This is a genomic window from Citrobacter sp. wls827 (assembly GCF_005280875.1).
Taxonomy (GTDB): domain Bacteria; phylum Pseudomonadota; class Gammaproteobacteria; order Enterobacterales; family Enterobacteriaceae; genus Citrobacter; species Citrobacter youngae.
Map to the genome: position 1 here is coordinate 1 of NZ_SZWR01000021.1, position 22,275 is coordinate 22,275.

26 protein-coding genes and 2 pseudogenes are annotated in these 22,275 nt (G+C 49.7%); 19 read left to right on the plus strand and 9 right to left on the minus strand.

Going from position 1 to position 22,275, the window contains the following annotated elements:
• From FDX03_RS17030 to FDX03_RS17085, 13 genes and pseudogenes are all read left to right on the plus strand, one after another.
• Positions 1-672 (plus strand): annotated as a pseudogene (locus FDX03_RS17030) (phage gp6-like head-tail connector protein); the annotation flags it as partial.
• Positions 669-995: a head-tail connector protein gene (locus FDX03_RS17035; RefSeq protein WP_119922244.1), complete on the plus strand. Its 327-nt coding sequence runs from the start codon at positions 669-671 to the stop codon at positions 993-995. The pseudogene FDX03_RS17030 and the gene FDX03_RS17035, both read left to right, overlap by 4 nt.
• 70 nt (positions 996-1,065) lie before the next feature.
• Entirely contained in the window at positions 1,066-1,278 is a 213-nt protein-coding gene (locus tag FDX03_RS17040; protein ID WP_119922245.1) for a hypothetical protein, read from the plus strand.
• A gap of 1 nt (position 1,279) precedes the next feature.
• A complete protein-coding gene (locus FDX03_RS17045) occupies positions 1,280-1,612 on the plus strand; it encodes a phage head closure protein (RefSeq protein WP_137346289.1) in 333 nt (110 codons plus the stop codon).
• Complete coding sequence (locus tag FDX03_RS17050; RefSeq protein ID WP_119922247.1) at positions 1,605-2,174, plus strand: HK97-gp10 family putative phage morphogenesis protein; 570 nt, start codon at positions 1,605-1,607, stop codon at positions 2,172-2,174. Before FDX03_RS17045 ends, FDX03_RS17050 begins: the two co-directional genes overlap by 8 nt.
• The gene (locus FDX03_RS17055) at positions 2,171-2,536 is read left to right on the plus strand and encodes a DUF3168 domain-containing protein (protein ID WP_119922248.1); all 366 of its coding nucleotides are present in this window, start codon (positions 2,171-2,173) and stop codon (positions 2,534-2,536) included. Before FDX03_RS17050 ends, FDX03_RS17055 begins: the two co-directional genes overlap by 4 nt.
• Before the next feature lie 58 nt (positions 2,537-2,594).
• Positions 2,595-3,086: a phage tail tube protein gene (locus tag FDX03_RS17060; RefSeq protein ID WP_046671182.1), complete on the plus strand. Its 492-nt coding sequence runs from the start codon at positions 2,595-2,597 to the stop codon at positions 3,084-3,086.
• Between the two features lie 52 nt (positions 3,087-3,138).
• On the plus strand, positions 3,139-3,519 hold the full coding sequence (locus FDX03_RS17065) for a phage tail assembly chaperone family protein, TAC (RefSeq protein ID WP_137346290.1): 381 nt from the start codon (positions 3,139-3,141) through the stop codon (positions 3,517-3,519).
• Positions 3,520-3,629: 110 nt separating this feature from the next.
• Positions 3,630-3,806 carry a hypothetical protein gene (locus FDX03_RS23550; RefSeq protein WP_233607015.1) on the plus strand — a complete coding sequence of 59 codons (177 nt, stop codon included), beginning with the start codon at positions 3,630-3,632 and terminating at the stop codon, positions 3,804-3,806.
• Between the two features lie 62 nt (positions 3,807-3,868).
• Positions 3,869-4,588 (plus strand): zinc ribbon domain-containing protein, encoded by a 720-nt coding sequence (locus tag FDX03_RS17075; RefSeq protein WP_137346292.1) that lies wholly within the window; start codon positions 3,869-3,871, stop codon positions 4,586-4,588.
• A gap of 74 nt (positions 4,589-4,662) precedes the next feature.
• The gene (locus tag FDX03_RS17080) at positions 4,663-6,738 is read left to right on the plus strand and encodes a phage tail tape measure protein (RefSeq protein ID WP_249357094.1); all 2,076 of its coding nucleotides are present in this window, start codon (positions 4,663-4,665) and stop codon (positions 6,736-6,738) included.
• Positions 6,739-6,762: 24 nt separating this feature from the next.
• The gene (locus tag FDX03_RS23555; RefSeq protein ID WP_249357095.1) at positions 6,763-7,137 is read left to right on the plus strand and encodes a hypothetical protein; all 375 of its coding nucleotides are present in this window, start codon (positions 6,763-6,765) and stop codon (positions 7,135-7,137) included.
• 42 nt (positions 7,138-7,179) lie between these two features.
• Complete coding sequence (locus tag FDX03_RS17085) at positions 7,180-7,380, plus strand: hypothetical protein (RefSeq protein ID WP_137346293.1); 201 nt, start codon at positions 7,180-7,182, stop codon at positions 7,378-7,380.
• Here FDX03_RS17085 and FDX03_RS17090 read toward each other — a convergent pair.
• Positions 7,377-7,598, minus strand: a complete 222-nt coding sequence (locus tag FDX03_RS17090; RefSeq protein ID WP_137346294.1) for a hypothetical protein — start codon at positions 7,596-7,598, stop codon at positions 7,377-7,379. The genes FDX03_RS17085 and FDX03_RS17090 overlap by 4 nt on opposite strands.
• 165 nt (positions 7,599-7,763) lie before the next feature.
• On the opposite strand from FDX03_RS17090, the gene FDX03_RS17095 reads away from it, so the two are divergent.
• The 6 genes from FDX03_RS17095 to FDX03_RS17120 are packed head-to-tail and all read left to right on the plus strand — an operon-like array spanning position 7,764 to position 14,423.
• Positions 7,764-8,357: a hypothetical protein gene (locus tag FDX03_RS17095; protein ID WP_137346295.1), complete on the plus strand. Its 594-nt coding sequence runs from the start codon at positions 7,764-7,766 to the stop codon at positions 8,355-8,357.
• Positions 8,357-8,941: a hypothetical protein gene (locus FDX03_RS17100; protein ID WP_137346296.1), complete on the plus strand. Its 585-nt coding sequence runs from the start codon at positions 8,357-8,359 to the stop codon at positions 8,939-8,941. The genes FDX03_RS17095 and FDX03_RS17100 overlap by 1 nt, the downstream gene beginning before the upstream one ends.
• 6 nt (positions 8,942-8,947) lie before the next feature.
• Positions 8,948-9,346, plus strand: a complete 399-nt coding sequence (locus FDX03_RS17105) for a hypothetical protein (RefSeq protein WP_137346297.1) — start codon at positions 8,948-8,950, stop codon at positions 9,344-9,346.
• Positions 9,346-12,066: a DUF1983 domain-containing protein gene (locus tag FDX03_RS17110; RefSeq protein WP_137346298.1), complete on the plus strand. Its 2,721-nt coding sequence runs from the start codon at positions 9,346-9,348 to the stop codon at positions 12,064-12,066. The genes FDX03_RS17105 and FDX03_RS17110 overlap by 1 nt, the downstream gene beginning before the upstream one ends.
• Positions 12,066-13,010, plus strand: a complete 945-nt coding sequence (locus tag FDX03_RS17115; RefSeq protein ID WP_137346299.1) for a DUF6453 family protein — start codon at positions 12,066-12,068, stop codon at positions 13,008-13,010. Before FDX03_RS17110 ends, FDX03_RS17115 begins: the two co-directional genes overlap by 1 nt.
• A gap of 9 nt (positions 13,011-13,019) precedes the next feature.
• Positions 13,020-14,423, plus strand: a complete 1,404-nt coding sequence (locus tag FDX03_RS17120) for a phage tail protein (RefSeq protein ID WP_137346300.1) — start codon at positions 13,020-13,022, stop codon at positions 14,421-14,423.
• 52 nt (positions 14,424-14,475) lie between these two features.
• On the opposite strand, the pseudogene FDX03_RS17125 reads toward FDX03_RS17120, so the two are convergent.
• From FDX03_RS17125 to hflD, 8 genes and pseudogenes are all read right to left on the minus strand, one after another.
• A pseudogene (locus FDX03_RS17125) lies at positions 14,476-14,643 on the minus strand (DinI-like family protein); the annotation flags it as partial.
• A gap of 5 nt (positions 14,644-14,648) precedes the next feature.
• Positions 14,649-15,434, minus strand: coding sequence for a nickel import ATP-binding protein NikE (gene nikE / locus FDX03_RS17130; RefSeq protein ID WP_137346301.1), 786 nt, complete (start codon positions 15,432-15,434; stop codon positions 14,649-14,651).
• On the minus strand, positions 15,431-16,195 hold the full coding sequence (nikD, locus tag FDX03_RS17135) for a nickel import ATP-binding protein NikD (protein WP_137346302.1): 765 nt from the start codon (positions 16,193-16,195) through the stop codon (positions 15,431-15,433). Before nikD ends, nikE begins: the two co-directional genes overlap by 4 nt.
• Positions 16,195-17,028 (minus strand): nickel ABC transporter permease subunit NikC, encoded by an 834-nt coding sequence (gene nikC, locus FDX03_RS17140; protein ID WP_005120996.1) that lies wholly within the window; start codon positions 17,026-17,028, stop codon positions 16,195-16,197. Before nikC ends, nikD begins: the two co-directional genes overlap by 1 nt.
• Positions 17,025-17,969 carry a nickel ABC transporter permease subunit NikB gene (gene nikB, locus FDX03_RS17145; protein WP_005120995.1) on the minus strand — a complete coding sequence of 315 codons (945 nt, stop codon included), beginning with the start codon at positions 17,967-17,969 and terminating at the stop codon, positions 17,025-17,027. The genes nikC and nikB overlap by 4 nt, the downstream gene beginning before the upstream one ends.
• A complete protein-coding gene (gene nikA / locus FDX03_RS17150) occupies positions 17,969-19,543 on the minus strand; it encodes a nickel ABC transporter substrate-binding protein (protein ID WP_137346303.1) in 1,575 nt (524 codons plus the stop codon). The genes nikB and nikA overlap by 1 nt, the downstream gene beginning before the upstream one ends.
• A 694-nt stretch (positions 19,544-20,237) precedes the next feature.
• Positions 20,238-21,608 carry an adenylosuccinate lyase gene (purB, locus tag FDX03_RS17155; protein ID WP_137346304.1) on the minus strand — a complete coding sequence of 457 codons (1,371 nt, stop codon included), beginning with the start codon at positions 21,606-21,608 and terminating at the stop codon, positions 20,238-20,240.
• A gap of 3 nt (positions 21,609-21,611) precedes the next feature.
• Positions 21,612-22,253, minus strand: coding sequence for a high frequency lysogenization protein HflD (gene hflD / locus FDX03_RS17160; protein ID WP_016153409.1), 642 nt, complete (start codon positions 22,251-22,253; stop codon positions 21,612-21,614).
• Between the last annotated feature and the right edge of the window lie 22 nt (positions 22,254-22,275).

The window sequence follows — 22,275 nt, forward strand, 5'->3', positions numbered from 1 at the left end:
CCGAAAGACGGCAAAGACTACGATCCGGAGGCACTCAAACAGGCTGTTGACGATGCCGTCAGTGAAGCCGTAGCGGAAATTCCTGTACCGCAGGACGGCAAAAGCGTGACAGTGGAGGACATCAGACCTGTATTGCAGGAGCTTATTACGGCAGCAATGCCGGAAATTCCTGATGTTAAAGCTCTCATCAGTGAGGCTATGGCTGAGATCCCCGCGCCGGAACCTGGCAGGCCCGGCGAAGATGGCCGCGATGCGCTTGCGCTGGAATTACTGCCTTTTATTGATGGGTCAAAAAGTTATCCCCGTGGTTCTTATGCCACCCATAACGGAGGCCTCTGGCGGGCCTATGAGAAAACTCACGGCATGCGTGGCTGGGAATGTGTAGTTGATGGTGTTGCTGGCGTTGATGTCGGCAAGGAAGGGATGCGTAACTTCACTGTCACCGTTAACCACGCCAGTGGTGCCAGTGAGAAAAAAACTTTTGATTTGCCAGTTATGGTGTACCGGGGCGTATTCAAATCAGGTGATGAATATCTGCCTGGCGACACTGTGACGTGGGGCGGCTCTCTTTGGCACTGTGATGAACAGACGCAGGATAAGCCTGGTGAAACAGGCGCTAAAGGCTGGACGCTGGCCGCCAAGCGCGGTCGTGATGGGAGGGATAAAACATGATTGAACTCGTCACTCTTGATGAGGTTAAAGACCACTGCCGTATTGATGGGGACCATAGCGACAATGATCTAACAGGAAAAATCCGTGCCGCAAGTTCCGCAATTATTCGTTTTTGCCAGGGCAGCAGGGACAAAATCGTTGATACCAATAACCGACCGCTGGAAAGTGAAGAATGTTCGCTGGCAAAGGAGGCGACGTTACGCCTTGTCACTAAGCTTTACAACGATCCTGATGGCACAACAGTGCAGAATTTAAAGCAGGGCGAGTTACCTTTTGATGTGACGATGCTTATCTGGGAGCTGCGACTGCCAACGATTATTTAAGGGGGATAAATGTCATGTTCCGGGTGCTATCAGCAGCGCTAGTGGATAAAAAAGTGGGTGAAAATAGCTTATGAACGAGCAACAGGTAAACGCGCTGATAGCAGCGCTGAGCGAACAGAACGAAGCACATAGAGAGCAGACGGAAGCGTTAAACCGCCTGGCTGAATCAAATGAAGCCCTGTGTGATGTCATTATCCAGTCACTGGCCGGAGATGAAGGTATTGATGTTACTTCATTAGGCGACGAGCGACCCGTTTACTTGAGTCAAAGACCGAGGGGGTGATATGCAAGCCGGGAAATTACGTCACAGGGTGACCCTGCAGGAGCCGGTAAAAGGTCAAAACCCGACAACGGGAGCCGTAATTAATACCTGGCGGGATGTGGCGACCGTCTGGGCGGAGGTTTCCCCGTCGTCAGTGCGTGAATTTATTGCTGCGCAGTCGGTTCAGGGGGAAATAACTACTCGCATTGTTATTAACTATCGTGCAGGGATTACCAGGAAACAGCGTATTCTTTTTCGTGGTGGCATCTACAATATCGAAGGTGTTTTGCCCGACCCGAAAAGCGGGCGTGAATACCTTACGCTCCCGTGCTCAGAAGGGGTAAACGATGGCTGACGGTGTAGAGGTAAACCTTACCGGACTGGATTCTTTGCTGGGGAAAATGTCAGCAATTACTGATGTGACAAAAAGCAAAGCAGGGCGATTTGCACTTAGAAAGGCTGCTGAAGTTATCCGTGACAGGGCGAGGGGGAATGCTCAAAGAGTGGATGATCCACTTACCAATGAAGCCATCTTTAAAAATATTGTAGCGAGATTTGATAGCCGGAAATACAGGCAAACTGGTGATATAGCTTTCCGCGTTGGCGTACTTGGCGGAGCCAGGGCAACCAGAAGTGCTCGTGAACAAAGGAAAACTGATCGCCGTAGAGCAAGACTGGGGCAAACATCTTTATCGGAAATGGGGGAGATTGCTGGTTCTGGTAAGGGGAACCCAGGCGGAGCCACCTGGTACTGGCGTTTTCTGGAGTTTGGAACAGAACATGTTGCAGCTAAACCAATTCTCAGGCCCGCGATGAATGGTGTTGATATGCAGGTAGTTAACGTTTTCTCTACCGAGTTTGAAAAAGCTATCGACAGGGCTGTCTCTCGCGCGCAGAAGAAAGGAACGACAGCATGATTGCTCCAGTTTTTTCCGTCTGTTCGACAGACCCGAAAGTAAAAGAGCTACTCGGAGCCCACCCGGTCAGGCTTTATCCGTTTGGCATGCATGATGATGACCTGGTGTATCCCTACGCGGTCTGGCAGAACGTGGGCGGTGAACCTGAAAATTACCTGAGTCAGAACCCTGACATCGACCGTTATTCTATTCAGGTTGATGTGTATGGCGACACTGATGACGATGCTCTTGCAGTGGCGCGAGCATTGCGCGATGTCATTCAGCGCAAGGCTTACATTACTCGCTGGGCTGCGCAGGGCAGAGACCCCGCAACCCTCAAATACCGTTATTCATTCGACGTTGACTGGCTGGTCAACCGATAACTCAAAACAACTCACATCACACCGGCTATAAGCCGGTTTTTTATATCCGGAGATGACTATGTCAGTAGTGACTCAAGGCACTCAACTTTTTGTGCTCGCGAATGGTGTCGTGAGCGAAATCGAATGCATTACGGCATTCTCACCAGGCGGCAGCCCGGCAGATCAGATTGACGATACCTGCCTCAGTGAACGTAACACCCGAAAATATAAAAAGGGTCTGCGTACTCCGGGGCAGGCGACTGCCACGCTTAACGCCGATCCACAGAATGCCAGCCACCTGATGCTCAGCAATATGGCTGAATCAAACGATCAGAGCGATGTGACATTTGCGATCGGCTGGTCTGATGGTGAGTCTGAACCAACAACGGGTAGTTCCCCTGATGCTGTTGATGGACTGATTCTGCCTTCAAATCGTACCTGGTACGTGTTCAAAGGTTATGTTTCCGACTTCCCGTTTGACTTCCAGGGTAATACCGTCGTGCAGACATCTGCCACCATCCAGCGTTCCGGCCAGGGGGCATGGATTCCGAAAGCGCAACCAGGCAGTTAATTAAGCGCGGGGAATATTCCCCGCCCCATTGATGTTTATACCGGAAAACGACATGAAACTGACTCTTGATACGCTGAAGAATACAGGCGCCTTTACTGGTCGTCCTGTTGAGAAAGAAATTAAATGGAAAGGTGCTGACGGGAAAGAGCACATTGCCACAACTTATGTTCGCCCTCTGGGTTATCACACTGCTACATCTGACGTTCTCGCCGGTCTTGGCAAGATTGATGGCGTTGCTGGCCGTATTGCAGCTTCAATCTGTGACGAAGACGGGCATCAGGTGTTTACCGTTGCTGATGTGACCGGTGAGGCTGATCCGGAACGTGGCGCACTGGATGGAAAACTTACAGTTGCTTTGCTGGTGGCCATTCAGGAAGTTAACGATCTGGGAAAGACGGACTCAGCGCAGAAGACGAAATCTGGTGTGAACTAGTTCTTAACGGGATTGGTGGACGTACCATTTCAGAAGCGCAGGAACGCCTTAGCTTCCTTGAGTTCCAGCAGTGGGTCCAGTATCGTCAAAAATACGGAAGCCTGAACCCTATGATGCGGACGGAATGGGGCGCAGCGCTGATTTCTTCTGTGCTGGCTAATGTGAATCGCGGTACAAACACGCCGGCATTCGGCATTGCTGACTTCGCTCCTCACATTGCAGCGGTAGAGCGAGTCGCCGCTAACGAACCAATTAGCCTGCAGGAAGCGATGAGGACGTGGAATTGAAAAGTAGAATTTATTAGAAACGCTTTCCTTGCTACCCTATCTAAAAATAAGGAGATCAAGGAATGGCTTTAATTAAATGCAAAGAGTGTGGAGAACAGGTATCTGACAAGGCCACATCATGTCCAAAGTGCGGAGCTCCCATAGCAAAAAAAAACAAAGGTCCATCGGGATGTATGATGGTGTTTTTTATTTTTGTAGGGGTTCTTATCCTTCTTTTTTTTATTGGCAAAGTAAGCAACAAAAAAGAAGCGCCTAGCCAAACAGTGGGTAGCACTCAGGTAAGCAATGATAAGTTGAAAAATGATGTCGTGAAAGAAGTAGAGGTAAAAAAAGAACCAGTTACAGTTATTAACTGGCATAACCAACCCACGAAAGATAGCGTGACTGGTGAGGTTGGGGAGATTTTTTATAATACGTCGAAAAATCATGTTAATTTCCCATTCCCTTACAACGTTGATGGTGGATCTGTACTCAACTTGGTTTTCCGCAAAAGAAAACAAGGTACTGATGCCTATGTTGTGATATCTAAAGGGCAGATTGTATGTGGTTACTCAGATTGCTCAATAAGAACGAAGGGCGATAACGGAAAGGTAAAAACCTGGACTGCAAGTAGTGAGGCGTCTGGAAGATCAGATATGATTTTTCTTGATAACCCACAGTCTTTCGAAAAATACATCAAGAGCAATAAAAAAATCACTATTGGAGTGACATTTTATCAATCTGGCGAACAGGGGTTCGATTTTGATGTTTCAGATTATCCAGAGCAAGCAAAGAAAAAATAAAAGTAATATTTACACTATTTAATAAGCATTAAAATGCCTCGCTTTGCGGGGCTTTTTTTTACCTGGAGGACAGCGTGGCAAGTAAATCATTAGGTACATTAACGATAGACTTAATTGCCAAAGTTGGCGGCTTTGTTGGCGGCCTAAGCCAGGCTGAAAGGGCATCGCAGAAATGGCGAAAACAGATTCAAGAGGATGCAAAATCTGTAGCTGTTGCATTCACAGGGGCAGCAACTGCAGCAAGCGCCGCTGCTATTGGCGTAGGTGTGGCTGGATACAACCTGTTAAAAAATACCTCCAGGCAAATTACTGAGTCTGACCGTTGGGCTAAGTCGCTCAACATGTCTACTCAATCATTACTTGCTTGGCAGTATGCTGCAGAAAAAGCAGGTGTTTCAGGCGATCAAATGGCTGATATTTTTAAAGATATCGGAGATAAAATTGGTGACTCGGTACTGAATAAATCAGGTGAGGCTGTAGATGCATTGGATGCACTCGGTTTATCAGCTAAAAAATTATCGAGTGAATCGCCGGATAAGCAACTTTTAGCCATAAGTGATGCTCTGAGCAAGATTAAAACAAACGCTGAAAAGACTACTATTCTTGAAAGCTTGGGTAACGATCTCTCTAAGTTGCTTCCTTTGCTTGATCAGGGCGGTGATAAATTACAAAAATATATTAAGGCTGCGAAAGAATTTGGCGTAGCACCAGATGATACCGATATAGAAAGTCTCGTAAAAGTTAATTCAATCTTTGAGGATATGGAAAACCAAGTTAAAGGGGTTAAGATTGAATTATCAGCTGGATTAGCAAAGGTTGACCTTTCTAACCTGCAGAAATCAATTAGCGACATGGGTGATGTATTTAAAGACCCTGAAGTTATCAAAGGTATCACCAACCTTGTTAGTGGCGTGGTCGACCTCGCTACCTGGCTTGTTAAGGTTGGAGCGGAAGCAGGAAAACTCATCGATCTTTACAAAGGGGGGCGGACAATAGGGGAGAATGCATCCATAGAGGAAATTGATCGTCGCATAAGAAACCTTGATGCAGATTTAAATGACGAAGGTTTTCTTGCAGATTTCAACAGATTAGGAATGGATGCGGAAGGGAAACTGGCTGAACGATCAGAGCTTGAACGCCGCCGAGCAATCCTTAAAGCAGGAAATAACCTACCTCTATATCCAGCAACCTTAGGTAATTATTCTTCATCTAAAACAGATTATGGTCTTGGCGCAGGAGAATCAAACGGGAAATTAAAAACTGCTGCTTCAGCAAAAAAACTTGAATCAGCTTTTAAATCAATGGAGACAAGTTACCTCCGTCAGATTGCTCTCATCGACACCACTGGAAAGAAAAGCGCAGAGGTTACTGAACAGCAAAAACTACAATTTGATATCGCAGACGGCAAGCTAACTGGACTTAATGCAACACAGAAGCAACGCCTTGAACAATTGGCTACAGAGGTTGATCGCCTAAATTCCGTAAAAAAGGCGAACGAGGAAAATCTAAAACTGGCTGAATACGTTTCGAACCTTCAGCGCGAAAATGCGAATTCAGCGGCTTCCATTGATGCAGATGTCATTGGCGCAGGACTTGGTGATAAAGCCCGCGAAAGGATGCGTGAGCAACTCAGCATTGAACGCGAATTTCTGGAGAAGCGAGAGGATTTGCAACGGCGCTATCAGAGCGGAGATATTCGTAGCCAGGAGGATTATGACCGTTATAACCAGGAATTGGACAAAGCGCTGGCGGAACGACTCGATAAATACCGTTCTCATTATGATGAACTGGACAGATTGCAGGGTAACTGGCTAGCCGGTGCGCAGAATGGCCTGGCTAACTGGGTAGATACTTCCAGCGATTATTACACTCAGGTGTCAGATTTAGTCGGTAACACCCTTGATGGTCTGGTGGACAACATGGCTGACGCCCTCAGTGGTAATAAAGCTGACTGGGCAAGTTGGGCGAACAGTGTGCTGAATGAGCTGCAGAAAGTCTTGCTCAGGGCAATTATGGTCAACACGCTTAAATCTGCTGGTGATAGCGGCTGGTTTGGTTCACTGGGTGGGATGTTTGGTAGTTCAGTAGCTGGTGCAGCATCTGCTGGCGGTGCAACACCGTCCGGAGCTTATACTGGTGCGGCATCTTAATTGAAATTCGCTAAGGGCGGCGTAATGGACTCCCCTGATCTGAGTCGTTTCCGTAATGGCGTCGTGAACAGCCCGACGATGTTTGCATTTGCAAAAGGTGCAGGTCTGATGGGAGAGGCTGGCCCTGAAGCGATAATGCCCCTGACGCGAACTGCTGACGGTAATCTCGGTGTTCGTATGGTGGATGACACAGTTTCTTCTGTTGGCGGTGGCGGGGCTCAGCTCCAGCAAACTATTCAGCAGCATTTCTCTATTTCCGGTAACGGAGATGCGGCACTGAAGCAGGCTATGCAGGAAGCTGCGCGACAGGGAGCGAATGACGGTGCGAAGATGGCGAAACAGGATTTGCTTCAGGATTTCGCTAATAGAGGCCAGGCGAGGCGCTTACTTGGTGTGTAATGCATTAATAATATTCATTAAGCCGAAAGGCGGGAGACAGTTATGACTTTAGAAGAACGAGTTGAAGCGCTGGAAAAGTCGCTTTTGCGTATGCGTCAGGCCAACAATGAGATTAACTGCGCGATTGATGAACTCAGTACTTCTGTTCGCCAGCAACTGGTTGCCGGGGATAAGACGGCCCAGGAGCGGGCCGCCGAATTAAAAATAGCATTTCACTCATCACAATTTGGCATTATGAATTAAATGCGGAATTGCTCGAGTTGTTTTGCTAGGTCGTTCATTGCTGGATTATTAAGTTGCCTTAATTCTTTCAGAAAAGCTTCTCTCATTGGGTCTTGTAACTTTTGAAAAATAAGGCCAACAGCAACCTTTAGTGCAACAATTTCAGCGCCAAGAGACTCAAGGTTACTTGTGTTAGCACTAATTTCCAGCTTTTCAATAAACTTTATTGGTTGATCCATTTTCTAATTCCTTGTCAGAGGTAATCAGCTATCCCTCCTTTTATGAGTGCGCCAGTGTCCCACCACTGACGGGCTGAATAACAACCATAACCAGGTATGTAAATCAGTAACATCCTGACAAATGATCAGTAGCGCTGCCGTGCGCAGAGTAATGCAGGAGAATCTATGGCTGCACTCGAATGGCCGGAAGATGTCTGTCCCGCGTCGCTGACCTGGCGACCGGAGAGTAATACCAAAACTTTTCGTTCTCCCTTCAATGGATCATCACAAACCGCACGTTTCCCCGGTACCCGCTGGGTATGTTCCCTGACCTTTAATAACCTGACGGACGAAAAATCCAGGCGTATTGATGCACTGGTGGCTTCCCTCGATGGCGAGTATGGCAGGGTAAAAGTTCGCGACTGGGGGAGAAGTGGCAGAGCGCCAGCGGGCGTGCCCGTTGTTGATGGCGCTAATCAGACCGGAACCCAGCTTCAGAGTAAGGGCTGGACGCCGGGAACAGTGGTGCTCAGACAGGGCGATTATTTCACTGTTAACGACGAGCTAAAGATGGTTACAGCCGATGTGACGAGCGCGGCGAACGGTACCGCAATGATTGCATTTGCGCCGATGTTGCGTAGTTCGCCGCCTGCTAATGCTGCCATTGAGGTTGCGAAACCCTACGGCATTTTCAAACTGAAGGATAACCAACAGGGTGCCGGTAACCGTGTGCCGGGTGTTTTTACCAGTTACACGCTGGAGCTTGAGGAGGCATTTTAATGCTGTATTCCCCGTTTTCTGACTCGATGGTGGACTGGTTATCCCGTGACAGGGTGACGGTTGCAATCGCCGCCAATATTCAGTTTGAATCCGGCACCGTCTATGTGCATTCCGGTACCGGGACGCTGGTTCTCGACGGCTATGTTTATTACGGCATGGGCCGCATGGGCTCTGTTGATGATGCCAGTGAAACCAGCACAACCAGCCCGACACAGGTCAAAATGACCCTTTCTGGTCTGGATATGGCTCTCTTTGCCACCACGCTGAATGAGCGCTGTGTTGGCAGAAATGCCGAAATCTATCTGGTGGCTATGGATGATAACGGCGTTGTCCAGGTTGCCGATCTCCTGTTCAAAGGGCGGGTATCCAGTACAGGGGCGACCGCTGGCGGGACGAACGCCCTGCAGTACAACATCAGTAATATTTTTGAAGACTGGCAGCGTCCTTTTCCCGATCGCTATACCGATGAATCGCAGCAGGCTGCTTATCCCGGCGACCGTATATTCCGGTATGTAGCGCAGATGTCTGAACGTTCTATTTACTGGGGCAGTAAAAAAGATGCGCCAGGATTTACCTATAAGTGAGGCAACATGAAGCATCCGGACTGGCATAACAGATTAATCACCGTAATAAGGGCCGCTGAAAAGCGGCCTTTTTTATGGGGTAGTCATGACTGCTGCCTGTTCGCGGCGGACTGCGCTCAGGCCATGTGCGGCGAGGATTTTGCGGCGGCCTGGCGCGGAGCCTACGACAGCGAACATGGGGCAAAAAAGGCGATATTGCGCGGTGGCGGTTCGCTTGAAAAGGTGCTGGCCCGGTATCTCGATGAAGTGCCGGTGAAGCTGGCGCAGCGTGGGGATATTGCCGTTGTTGAAAATGCGGGATCGCGGTGTGCCGGGGTGGTGTATTCCGGCGTTGTATGGGTACCTGGCGAAAATGGTCTTGTCAGTCTGCGGGTTAAGCCGCTGAGTGTCTGGAGGGTGCGTTAATGCCTGCTGCTATTCCTATTATTGCGACCGTTGCTGCAGGTGCCGCCGCCTCATATCAGTATTACGGGATCGCAATGGCTATCACCGTGGCCGCCCAGGTGGCAACTCAGGCGCTGACCAAAAAGCCATCACTGGATTCCTACCGTGACACATCGGAACGTAAACAGGTCCTTCGTGCCGCCGCCAGCGCCAAAACGGTTGTTTATGGTCACACCACGACAGCGGGAACATTGTTCTTTTCAGAGGAAGAGTCGGGACAACAGGATGACGGTGAAATGCTGCACCTGGCTGTTGCGCTGGCGGGTCACTCATTATCCAGCACTGGAACCGTCTGGCTGGGTGACGAACCGATCAGCAGTTTTCCGGAGCATGCATCTTTTGAGCTGCACACCAATCGGCAGACCGTAGATCCATATATGCTGGCAAACTGTCCGTCATGGAAAGAAGACATGATCGGAAAGGGGATCACGTGGCTGCGCGTGTCCCTCAAATTCAGTGCAGAAAAATTCCCGTCAGGTATCCCGAATATCAAGGTCGAAAAGTACGGGCGTGCCGTTTATGACCCGCGTACCGGTTTGACGGGTTACAGCAACAATGCGGCACTGGTTATCCTGGACTATTACCGCAATTACCTGAAAGTGCCTGACGCCGATATTCTCTGGGAACAGTTTCAGGAAGCAGCGAACATCTGTGATGAGGATGTGATTACTGGCAGTAATACCGTTGAGAAGCGTTACACGATTAACGGAGAGTTCGATCTCAGTGAAAACAAAGTCAGTATTCTGGAAGGAATGCTGGCGGCATGCGCCGGGGATGTAACGTATACCGCGGGCAAACATGGTCTTCTGGTCGGGGCTTATTACGGACCCGCTACCGAAGTGATCACTGAAAGCCAGCTGGCCGGTGATATCGAAATCATGCCGGAGGTCTCTCAGGCGGAACGCGTTAACACTATCAAGGGGACATTCGTCGATCCGCAGCAGGGCTATACCGAAGCGGATTTCCCCTCTGTGTCTGTCAGTGAATGGGTGACAGAAGACGGGGTGGAAATATCGCAGGATATGAAACTGCGATTTGTGACTTCAGAATTTCAGGCCCAGCGCCTCGCTGATGTGAAGTTAAAGCGTACCCGCATCGCCAGGACGATGAACGTAACGTTAAACCTGAGCGGATACCGTTACCGCCCTGGAATGTATGTGAAGGTGAATTTCCCGTCTATCGGCATCGTCAATGTTGAGATGCGGGTAACGGACAGGAAGTTCGGCGTTCAGAACGGCGTGCAACTGACACTGAAGCAGGAAACAGCGGATGTATGGGGGGATGCCATCGGTAAACCGATTGAGCGACCGCCGTTTACTCAGTTGCCATCCGGAGGCGTGGCGCAGCCGCAGAACCTGAAATACACCGTGGAGGAAATCGGGCAGGTCGTACAGGGCATTCTGTCCTGGCAGAACATCGGGCAGGTGGTCTACAACAAAGTGATCATTCGCCGTAATGGTCAGATGGTCATGTCCGTCCAGGTTCCGGGGGCGTTCACGCGTCTTACCGGATTACCGAAAAATACCTACACAGCACACGTTATTGCTGTAAACCAGATGGGGGCTGAATCCCCGGAGGCTTATCTGGAATTCAGTATAGAAGCCCCGCCACCACCTTCTCATGTTGATATTGAGCAGGGCTTCTTTGCCATCATGCTGATCCCGCGTCTGGCGGCGATCACCAATGTTTCCACGCAGTTCGATTTCTGGACATCGGGCGAAACTCAATTGCCTAGAACGTCAACTGAAATAGTTGAAGGTAACGCCAGTCGCGAGGGAATGGGAACCACCTGGACCAGCAGTCAGCTACAGGTGGGGCATACCTATTACTGGTACATCAGGACAATTAACGCCTTTGGTGCATCAGGCTTTATCGAAGTACCGGCGCTGTGCTCTATGGACACCGGTAGTCTCATTGATCTCATTGACGATTCTGTCCAGAAATCAGAGGCCTTCCAGAATATTAAAGAGGGGGTGGATACAAACCTTGAAGGCATAATGGAAAATGCCCTCGCCAATCACGGCACGGTACAGCGTCAGTTTGAGCAGTACGGTGAAGTCAAAGCCGAAGTCATGACGGTGACCACCACGGTTGCAAATCTGGATGGCGCGTTTGCAGAGCTTGCTGATTATGTTCAGGCGCAGATCGGTCCTGAAGGTGAGCTGATGGCGGCTGTTAACCAGAAGATGACCGCCGAGGTTAAAAGCGATGGCACTGCGAAAGCATCATACACCCTGAACCTTGGCATTGTCAGAAATGGTGTGAAATATAACACTGGATTCGGCGTGTCCATTGAGCCATCGGGGAGCAGTTATAAATCCACGGTGGTTTTTGCTGCTGACCAGTTCGGTATTTACTCCGGAAGTGATCCGGGAAATTACACTGCTGCGTTCTTTGTCTATAACGGACAGGTATTTATCCGTGATGCTTTAATTCAGGATGGCAGTATCACCAATGCAAAGATTGGCAACTATATCAGGTCCACCTCTTTCGTTTCAGGTCCTTCAGGGGCCGGGTGGAATATCGATAAAAATGGTAACTGTGAATTTCATGGTCAGTTTTATGCGAACAGTGGTCAGTTTGCATTTAACGGTACGAATAACACCGTCGTTATCAACGGTAATGGACTAACTGTCAATTTGTCTAGCGGTGGACGGGTTGTTGTCGGGAGGTGGTCATAATGCCGGAAGGTATTCTGATTGATTACAACGATGGCCGTCCGGTGATGGCAATTACTGCAGGGCTACGAGCCCCCAGTTTTTGCACATCGTTCTCGGGCTGGTCATCCCAGCCAATGCAGTACCCGGTAAACACGCCACTGGTTCCAGGCTCTCAGGTTATTGTGATACCCACCAATCCTGTCTACACCTACTCATTTGCTGAATTTGATGTAGCCATTATGACGGGGGTCACCCGGAACGGGGACTCCGGGGTCATCATTGGCGCAGAGACAATCGGGGGTAAATCCCTTACTCCGGACTGGTCCGGCTACGTTATGGAACTGCTGCCTGCAGCGACTTATAACGAAGGGTTACTGGTTGCGAACTCTACCGACTTCACCGCCATATCTAATCAGGCTGCGCTGATGACCTGCGCCTGGTCCGGGCGCATCACGGTTAACGGCAGTGCTGCGCTTCCGGTGAGCGGCATTCCTTTTGGGAAATGGGATAACCCGAATGTATCGGTGGGATTTGATGGCGGCAATATTATCGTTCGCGATATCTCCTACACAGGGCGGGACGACGTGGCCGGAACGGCGACCATAGACCTGGTGATATTCAATCAGACCGCACCTGTCGGCGGTGATGGCATCACGATGACCAACGCCGCTGGCCAGGTTACGTTCTCCACGCTGAAACGCCCCTTTGTATATGACCGACAAATCCAGATTACCGATGCATTCCAGGATATTGGCGGCGGGTTCTGCCAGATAGTTTATACCGGTGCACAGGTCCGTATGGACGGCGGTTACGGGAACCTTCGTACAAAAGGTGTTGTGATGTCGGGCGGTAGCGTCAGGTCTGCCTATAACCGGGTTTTTGGTAATTACTTCAGCAATGGATGGGATATGACCCGTAACAGAAATATCACCATGCCCATTCTCATTATCCCGAACATGTACTGAGGAAAATCTATGTCAGCAGGAACACTCACCCTGACGAATAATTCTGCCCAGGTATCAGGGGCGGGGACTTCATTTACTACCGAATTGGCAGCCGGCGATTTTGTTGTTGCCACTGTAGGCGGCATTCCGTATACGCTCCCGGTCAAAACAATCGAAAGCAATACAGGACTGACGCTGGTCAGTAACTATACCGGACCTACTCAGTCGGTGGCTGCATGGTCAGCGGTTCCTCGGGTGGCGCTGAATATGGTGACCGCCGCGCTGGTGACACAGAGTGCAGAGGCGCTTCGCGGCCTGAATTACGACAAGCAGAACTGGCAGCAGGTATTCAGCGGTACCGGAACAATTACCGTCAGATTGCCTGACGGTACCAGCTTTTCCGGACCAGCCTGGAACAGTATCGCGGGCCTGGTGGATAAGAAAGCTGACAAAACGGACCTGGATAAAAAGGCAGATAAGACGGCTCTTGATGATTACGCTAAAAAAGGTGCTAACAGTGACATCACCAGCCTCAGTGGGTTAACAACGCCTTTAAGTGTCACTCAGGGTGGTACGGGGGGCAACAGTCCCGAGTCAGCCCGCCAGAGTCTGTCTGCCACGACAAACCGACAGTTAACAGACGGTAGCGGTGGTAGCTGGTATGCCTCGTTTACATCCAGACGAGACTTCGCCATGTTCAGCTGGGGAGATACGAGCAACATCGGCCCCTGGGATGCGCCGGCAAAGTACAGTACCGTCAATTTCTTCCCGTCAACAGCAGACAATATTGGAACAGCGCTGGCCAGTAGCTGGGGTTCTGATAATGAATATTATCTGAACTCAAAGCGATCCGATAAAACGTCTTATGAGCAGTGGAAAGGCTGGTCACGACTATGGCATTCAAGAAACACAACCGTAGATTCTAACGGCTTCATCAAGCGATCATCCCCGGTAGTTAAGGTTTTCTCAGATGGACAATATGAAACCAATGAGGAATCAGAAGGGTGTGTTGTTGCACGCCTGTCTGCAGGGGAATACCTGATAAGTGGGTGTACAGGTCTGAATGCTGATGCGGCGTGGGGCGGGGTTGATGGTGGTTTTGAAATACCGGTTGATCGCAATAAACAGCCGCGTATCTGGCTGGATTACACGGTTAATGCTGACGGAACGGTGCTGATCAAAACCTATCACCGGGTTCACGCATCATCGCCATCATTTGCCCGAAACAGAATAGGAAACACAGATGAACACGGTGTGTTTACAGAAACGGTGACCGATGGTGAGCCAGTGGACATACCGACAGATGCGTTTGTCTCGGCTCGTGTGCAGATGCCATCAGACAGTATCTGGAACAGGAGTAATGACGATGCGATGGCGGCAATGAAAAACACTGAACTGGAGCTTGAGCAAATTCAGCAGGAGCCTCAGCAATAGGTAGTTGCCGCAGCGCGTCGCATGCAATGACGTCACTGCGGCATATTGTCCCTTAATCTGACACCAGCCACATATCAGCCTCTTCAAACATTTCCTGAACTGTCCGGCTTATCTGTTCTTTCTTATGTTTGCTGGCATCAGTGTTGATCGCCGGCAGTGTCATCATCGGTTTTACCCGAACATTAGCATCGGGGGAGAACTGGTGTAAGGCATATGATAGATGACTTAGCGCACAGGGAATGCGGGAAGGACAGCATTTTGTAACACTCGGCCGGCATCTGAAGAGAAAGTTAATGCTTCCCCCACTGTCAGTGTTTCAACAATTCGCCCTTCATCCATCACCATAACACGATGACAAAAACGTTCCACAAGGCGCAGATCATGGGTGATAAATAGACAAGCAGTGCCAAACTGCTGTTGCAGTTTTTTGAGCAGACGAATCACCCCAGCTTGCAGCACCAAATCGAGGTTTGAAACTGCTTCATCTAAAACTAATAGCTTTGGTTCAACACTCAATGCCCGGGCAAGGCATACGCGCTGTAACTGTCCACCACTGAGTTGGGGCGGGCGTTTATCAAGCACGCTGTCATCCAGATCTACTGCGTTAAGCATTTCACTGGCACGGGCGAGCTGTTCTGGCTTACTGAGCGATAACAGATGACACATAGGTTCACGCAATATTTCACGTACGGTTTTGCGAGGGTTCACTGCGCTGACCGAGTCCTGAAATACCATCTGAATATCGCGGCGGAAGGCTTTTATTTTTGCGCGATTTAGCTGTGATAGTGGTTCGCCACGCCAACTAACGCAACCCAGACTTGGCGATTCCAGACCAACTAGCAGACGTGCAAGCGTACTTTTCCCACAACCACTGCGGCCCAACAAAGCAACAGTTTCACCACTTTTCAGCGTTAACGAAACATCCTTCAGTACAGATTGATATTGATTTGTACCGCTCACACTAGCATGCTTATACTTATGTGAAATATTAGTAACTGTCAGTAGTGTCATAAGGCTAACTCCAGACCATACAAAGCAAGATGTGCCGATACCAGATTACGTGTGACAGTATGCTGAGGGGCGTTAAATATCGTTTCGACGTCGCCATATTCGACAATATTGCCATGGTCCATAACCGCCACTTCGTCAGCCAGACGCGCCACGACCCCCATATCATGGGTGACCAGCAACATCCCTGGTGCCCTGGTTTGCATGATGTTGTCCAGCAAATCAAGGATGCGCGCTTGTGCAACCACATCAAGATCGGTTGTTGGCTCATCCGCAACAATAAATGAAGCATCACATAGTACAGCCATTGCTATCATCATTCGTTGTAGCATTCCCCCGCTCATTTCAAAGGGATAAAGTCTAAGTACCCGGGCTGCATCCTCTAATCCTACGGCCTTCAGTGTAGTGATTAGCGTTTCTTCATCTGCAGGTTTACCAAGCACCATGCAGGTTTCCCGCGCATGTGCGGCCATGGTTCGAAGCGGATTAAACGCGCTGCGTGGGTTCTGCATAATTGTCGCGACTTTAACGCCGCGCAGATCACGAGGGGAAACGGGATTTCCATCTGCCAGAACAGTTCCAGACATTTGATGAACACCTGAAGGTACAATGCCGAGTGCGGCTGCGCATGTCAGTGATTTACCGCTTCCACTTCCCCCAACCAGAGCCAGCACACGCCCGCGTTTAATCGACAGCGATACGCCGTTAACCAAAGGCTTCTCTGCATGCAGAACAATATTTTTCAGTTCAATCTGTTGCGGCATCAGTGGGCATGCTCCGTGACAAGATGTGGATCCAGGTGATCGCGCAGCGCATCCCCCACGAGGTTGAAGGCCATTACGCTGATAAACAATGCCAGGCCAGGCCAGAACATTTGCAATGGCTGAGTCCAGATATACTGGCGAGCGTCGTTAATCATTACCCCCCATTCGGCGGTTGGTGCGGTTACGCCAAGGCCAAGGAACGACATCCCGGCGACGTGCAGCATCATGTGCCCAATATCGAGGGTTGCCAGTACCAGCAATGAAGGGATCACCGCCCCAGCCAGATGGTCGATAAATATACGAATATGGCCTGCACCTGAAAGCCGGGAAGCCAGGATGAATTCTCGCTGACGAAGTGATATAACCAGGCTACGAACCATTCGTGCATACCATGCCCAATGTGACAAAGCGATGGCAATAATGACGTTAGTTAGCCCCGTTCCCAAAACGCCGACAAGGAAAAAAGATAAGATCGATGTAGGAAACGTCATGAACATATCAGCGACGCGCATTGTGGCCTGATCAACGCGACCACCAATGAGTCCTGCGCTACCTCCGACGATCAGCCCCAGCACCAGTACCAACACGAGGCAGGCCATCACTGAACCGAGTGATACGCGGGTTGCCGCCAGCAGACGTGAAAAGATATCACGGCCCAGATGGTCGGTGCCCAGCCAGTGCTGGCTATCAGGTGACAACAGTCGGGATGGCAAATCAATGGCCTGCGGATCGTAAGGCAGCCACCACTGACTGGTAAACGCAATGATAGCCAGTAAAGCAATGATGATGATTGCCAGACGGACCGACCAGCGTGAAGAGAGAAAAAAACTCACGAGTGCGCTCCTTCATGACGGCGAATACGGGGATCGACGGCTGCATTTAGTAAATCAACCACCAGATTACAAACCACGAACACCACGACCATGATTAGCGTAAAGCATTGGATCACGGGATAATCACGGTTAAAAATTGCCGAGACCGCATAGCGACCAACACCAGGCCAGGCAAAAATATTTTCTATGATCATCGTCCCACCTATCAGCTCACCAATATGCATTCCCACGGCGGTGATCATCGGCAATGAAGCATTTCGCAGAATATGACCACGTTCGATTTGCCTCTCGTTCAGACCGCGCAGACGCGCCCAGGTAACATGGCGTTGCCCGGCGACTTCCAACATGCTTGCACGTAACAGTCGGGCATTGATCGCCAGCGACATGAAAGCAATCGACACGGCAGGTAAAATGATATGCTGCCAGCCGCCATACCCCAGCGCGGGCAACCATTTCAAATAAACAGAGAAAAACATTACCAGCAGGAATGCGAGCCAGAAATTAGGCATTGATACGCCAAGAAAGGCGATAACCCGCACAAAGAAATCCGGCAGACGATCACGATGACGTGCAGCCCAAATGCCCAGCGGCACCGAGGTAAGTAAGATTAGCACCAGTGCAGCCCCCGCCAGTTGCAGTGTGGCTGGCAGAAAGTGCATAACATCATCCAGCACTGGTCGCTGAGTGGCAAACGAGATACCAAAATCCAGATGGAGGGCTTTCCACAGCCAGGTACCGTACTGCACGATAAGTGGCTGGTCCAGGCCAAGCATAATGCGTGTGGAGGCAACCATATCCGGTGTTGGTGGCAGGTTAGATAAGCGCAGATAATCAAGCGCCGGGTCACCCGTTCCCAGACGCAGCATCAAAAAGATAATTACTGACGCGGCAAAAATCATCGGGATCAGCAGCAGTATGCGCCGCAAAGCATAACGAAACATCAGGGTTTCACCGGCGTTATCTGTTCAAACGGAATTTCCGAAGCGATAGGCGCATAAGGAATTTCGCCCAGCTCAGGTTTGGCGACCACCATCATCGACATGTAACTGATAGGCAGATAAACCGCCTCATTGTGTAGCCTGGTCAGAATGTCACGATACAGCGCCTGACGTTGGGTTTTATCGGTGGAAATAAGTACTTCACCAATCTCTTTATCTATCTGGGCTTTATCTGGTAGGCCAAGCTGCGCCTGATAGTCCGCGTGGGATGGAACGCGCATTGAACTCATAAAAGCATGCGGATCGTAGGGGGCACCCCATGTGCGATTAAAAATCATACCGAAACGACCATCACGCTGGCGGGCATAAATACTGCTTTCTTCTTCACCTACCAGGGCAACGTCTACACCAATCTGCCGCATATTTGCCTGCATAATCTCAGCCATTGATTTGCTAAGCGCATCAGTACCGACATAGGCCAGTTCAATATGCAAAGGTTGTCCGTTTTTTTCACGAATTGTTTTTCCTGCAGGCAAAGTCCAGCCAGCTTGCTCCAGTAAAAATTTCGCCTTTTGTGGGTCAAACTGGCGCGGCTTCAAACCGATATTAGCGTAGGGTACAGATGGTGCAAACAGCGTATCAGCCACCTGCTGAGTACCGTACAGCGCGTTTTTAATCAGCGTTTTTTTATCAACCGCATAGTTTAATGCTTCTCGTACAGCCAGTTCATTTGTTGGTGGTTTAGCAGAGTTGAGTGCAAGCATCACAGTTTCAACAGGAGCTGAAAGTTGTGTTCTGTATTCGGGGTTCTGACTGAAACGTGCAAAAGTATCAAGTGGTAGCAACCCTTCATTACCGTATAACAAATCAATATCGCCGGTTTCAAAAGCCACGGCTCGTGTTGTTGGATCCGGGATGACCTTAACTGTGATCTTTTGAATCTGCGGTTTCTCACCCCAATAATGCTCATTACGTACCAGTACGTCATACTGATTAAGTTTGGATTCTTTCAGTAGCCATGGTCCGGTACCAATCGGTGCTTTAATTCCGTTAAGCGTTTCATTATTTTTAAACTGAGAAGGCGCGATAAAGCGGAAAGGACGTGGCAGAGCTAACTCTTGCAGAAATGGATAATAGGCATCTTTCAGGGTGATTTGAAGTTCTCTTTTACTTAGCGCTTTAACATCTGTGATCTGATTGGTTAATTCCAGCCACGCATGACGTTTACGGTTATCCAGCACGGCCCGGAAGTTTTCCGCTGCTGCCTGTGCATCAAATGCTTCACCGTTAGAAAATTTAACGTCATCGCGTAAATGAAACGTCCAGATTTTACCGTTTTCCGAATGACTCCAGCTTTTTGCCAGCCATGGGATTACAGAACCATCCGCCTGATATTTTACCAATGGTTCATAGACCATACTCTGTGCGAACATCTGGTTAGGTGTATAAAGATGTGGGTTTAGTGGTCCAACATTCACCGGCCATGCGGTGGTAATTTCATCGGATGGGGCGGCATGAGCAAAAAAAGATACGCATGCTAGCATAGCTATAAGTGTGCGGTTTAGTCTGGACAAAATGATGACCTTATAGTGGGTTACTTAGCCAAAAGTATGACAATTATATAAAAACATCATACTTTTTATGTGTGGCAGATCAATTTAAAGTCGCCAAACCAAACAGTAAAAATAAATAAAATTATCTGAATCGTTTGATGGGTAAATGTCAGATAGGTAGTACTTATTATGCTGCTTGTATTCTGCGCTCTCGTTTGTTTTGATTTTCGCTGATGGGGGCTTATTGATGTTTAGGTCTGGTTTTTTACCAGAGGTTGATACCACTAAAACTATGGTGTGTTACTCCATTGAGGAATGGAGATGTTTGTCACAACCCACAAATGACACAGCTTCATGACAGTTATGATAAGTGCAGAGCCCCAGATACCTTAGGATGCAGATGGCTTCAGGAGACAAGCTGCGAAAATTTTTTGGGGGCAAATTTGGGGGCAAAAATCAGTTAGGGGCATGATTTGGGGCGATGAAATGACTCATATTGCCCGCGATTGTCTAAATTGATTTTTTATTAACTGATTGATTTTATGATAATTAACTGTATTTACTGAATTTTCAAAATCGATTTTATAGTCTAACGCTGATTATGTGGCAGTGGGGATAAACATTTAATAAACCGGGGGAAGGGATGTTAATGCGGCGATAAAAAGCCGGAATCGCTTACGCTTATCCGGCTTCTGTTCAGCATCTGGCGGAGTGCAGATTACTTCAGTTCATCAACCATGGTGATGGCGCGACCAATGTAATTGGCCGGCGTCATGGCTTTCAGGCGGGTTTTCTCGCCTTCCGGCAGCGCCAGACCATCGATAAACTGCTTCATGCCTTCAGCGTCAACGCGTTTGCCGCGAGTCAGTTCTTTCAGCTTCTCGTACGGTTTTTCAATGCCATAGCGACGCATCACGGTCTGGATCGGCTCTGCCAGAACTTCCCAGTTATGATCCAGTTCATCCAGCAGATGATCGCGGTTCACTTCCAGTTTGCTCACACCCTTCAGCGTGGACTGATAGGCGATCAGCGCATAGCCAATGCCCACGCCCAGGTTACGCAGAACGGTTGAATCGGTCAGGTCGCGCTGCCAGCGGGAAACCGGCAGTTTGCTCGCCAGGTGTTGCAGAACCGCGTTAGACAGGCCCAGGTTACCCTCAGAGTTTTCGAAATCGATAGGGTTTACTTTGTGCGGCATGGTGGAAGAACCAATTTCACCGGCAACAGTTTTCTGCTTGAAGTGACCCAACGCAATGTAACCCCAGACGTCGCGATCGAAATCGATCAGAATGGTGTTAAAACGGGCGATGCAATCAAACAGCTCAGCAATGTAGTCGTGCGGCTCAATCTGCGTGGTGTAGGGGTTCCACTGGATGCCCAGCGAGGTGACGAACTCTTCGCTAAACTGATGCCAGTCAACTTCCGGGTAAGCGGCGATGTGGGCGTTATAGTTACCCACAGCACCGTTGATTTTACCGAGGATTTCAACCTGGTTGAGCTGGCGATACTGACGTTCCATGCGGTACGCCACGTTTGCCATCTCTTTGCCCATCGTTGACGGGGTGGCAGGTTGACCGTGAGTACGGGATAGCAGGGGAATATCGCGATATTCAACAGAAAGCGCGGTGATGCCATCAATCAGTTGGCGCCAGTACGGCAGGACTACTTCGTCGCGCGCCGTTTTCAGCATCAGCGCGTGAGACAAGTTGTTGATGTCTTCTGAGGTGCATGCGAAGTGGATAAACTCGGAAACAGCGTGCAGTTCCGGGATATCCGCCACTTTTTCTTTCAGGAAATACTCAACTGCCTTCACGTCATGGTTGGTCGTACGCTCGATGGTTTTGATACGCGCAGCATCTTCTTCATTGAAGTTAGCGACGATCGCATCAAGGTAACCGATTGCGTCGGCAGCAAAAGCAGGAACTTCCTTGATCGCTGCGTGCGCGGCCAGTTTTTGCAGCCAGCGTACTTCAACCTGTACACGGAATTTCAGCAAACCGTATTCGCTGAAAATCCCGCGCAGCGCGCTGACTTTATCGCCGTAGCGTCCATCGACAGGGGAAACGGCGGTCAGTGAGGATAATTCCATAGATCACAACTCCGGGGTTAAATGAGCAAGAATTTGTTTTGCCTGAGTCGTCAGGCGATTACGAGAAAACATGAGTTGCAGACGGCCGCCACCTACCTGATGCCAGAGCACGGCAGCGCGAATGCCAGCCAGCAATGAAGCGCGTACTTTGGCCTGAACCTGTGGGCTCTGCAGGATAGCCGGGGAGCCAGTGACCTGAATACGCGGGCCGAGTGGGCTGATGACGTCAACATAAATGCCGGCCATCGCACTCATCAGTGTTTCTGACTGCAAATCAAAATGGTCCAGTTGGCGCTGCAAGCCGTTGATACGGTCTCCCAGCGTGTCCATGGCACCTTTGGCGGCTGAAAGCTTACGCTCCAGTACCATCAGGCTTAATGTATAGCGGGTAAGTTCCGCGTTCAGCCCCTGACGGCTGCTGGCGTTGAGCACGCCGAGCATCGTTTCCAGACCGAGACGCAGGTTGGCCTCGCTGCCGCCAAACACGCCCAGCGTAGAGCTGGGATTCATGTCAATGACGCTGTTCAGTGAAACGTGTAATGCATCGGCATCACAATGCCCCTGGTGCGCCAGTTCTTGCACCAGGCGTGCCGACTGGCAAATGCCTGCCAGGGCGAGGGTGATGTCATAATAATTCTTTGCCACGTTCACTGCTTCCTTGTATCAA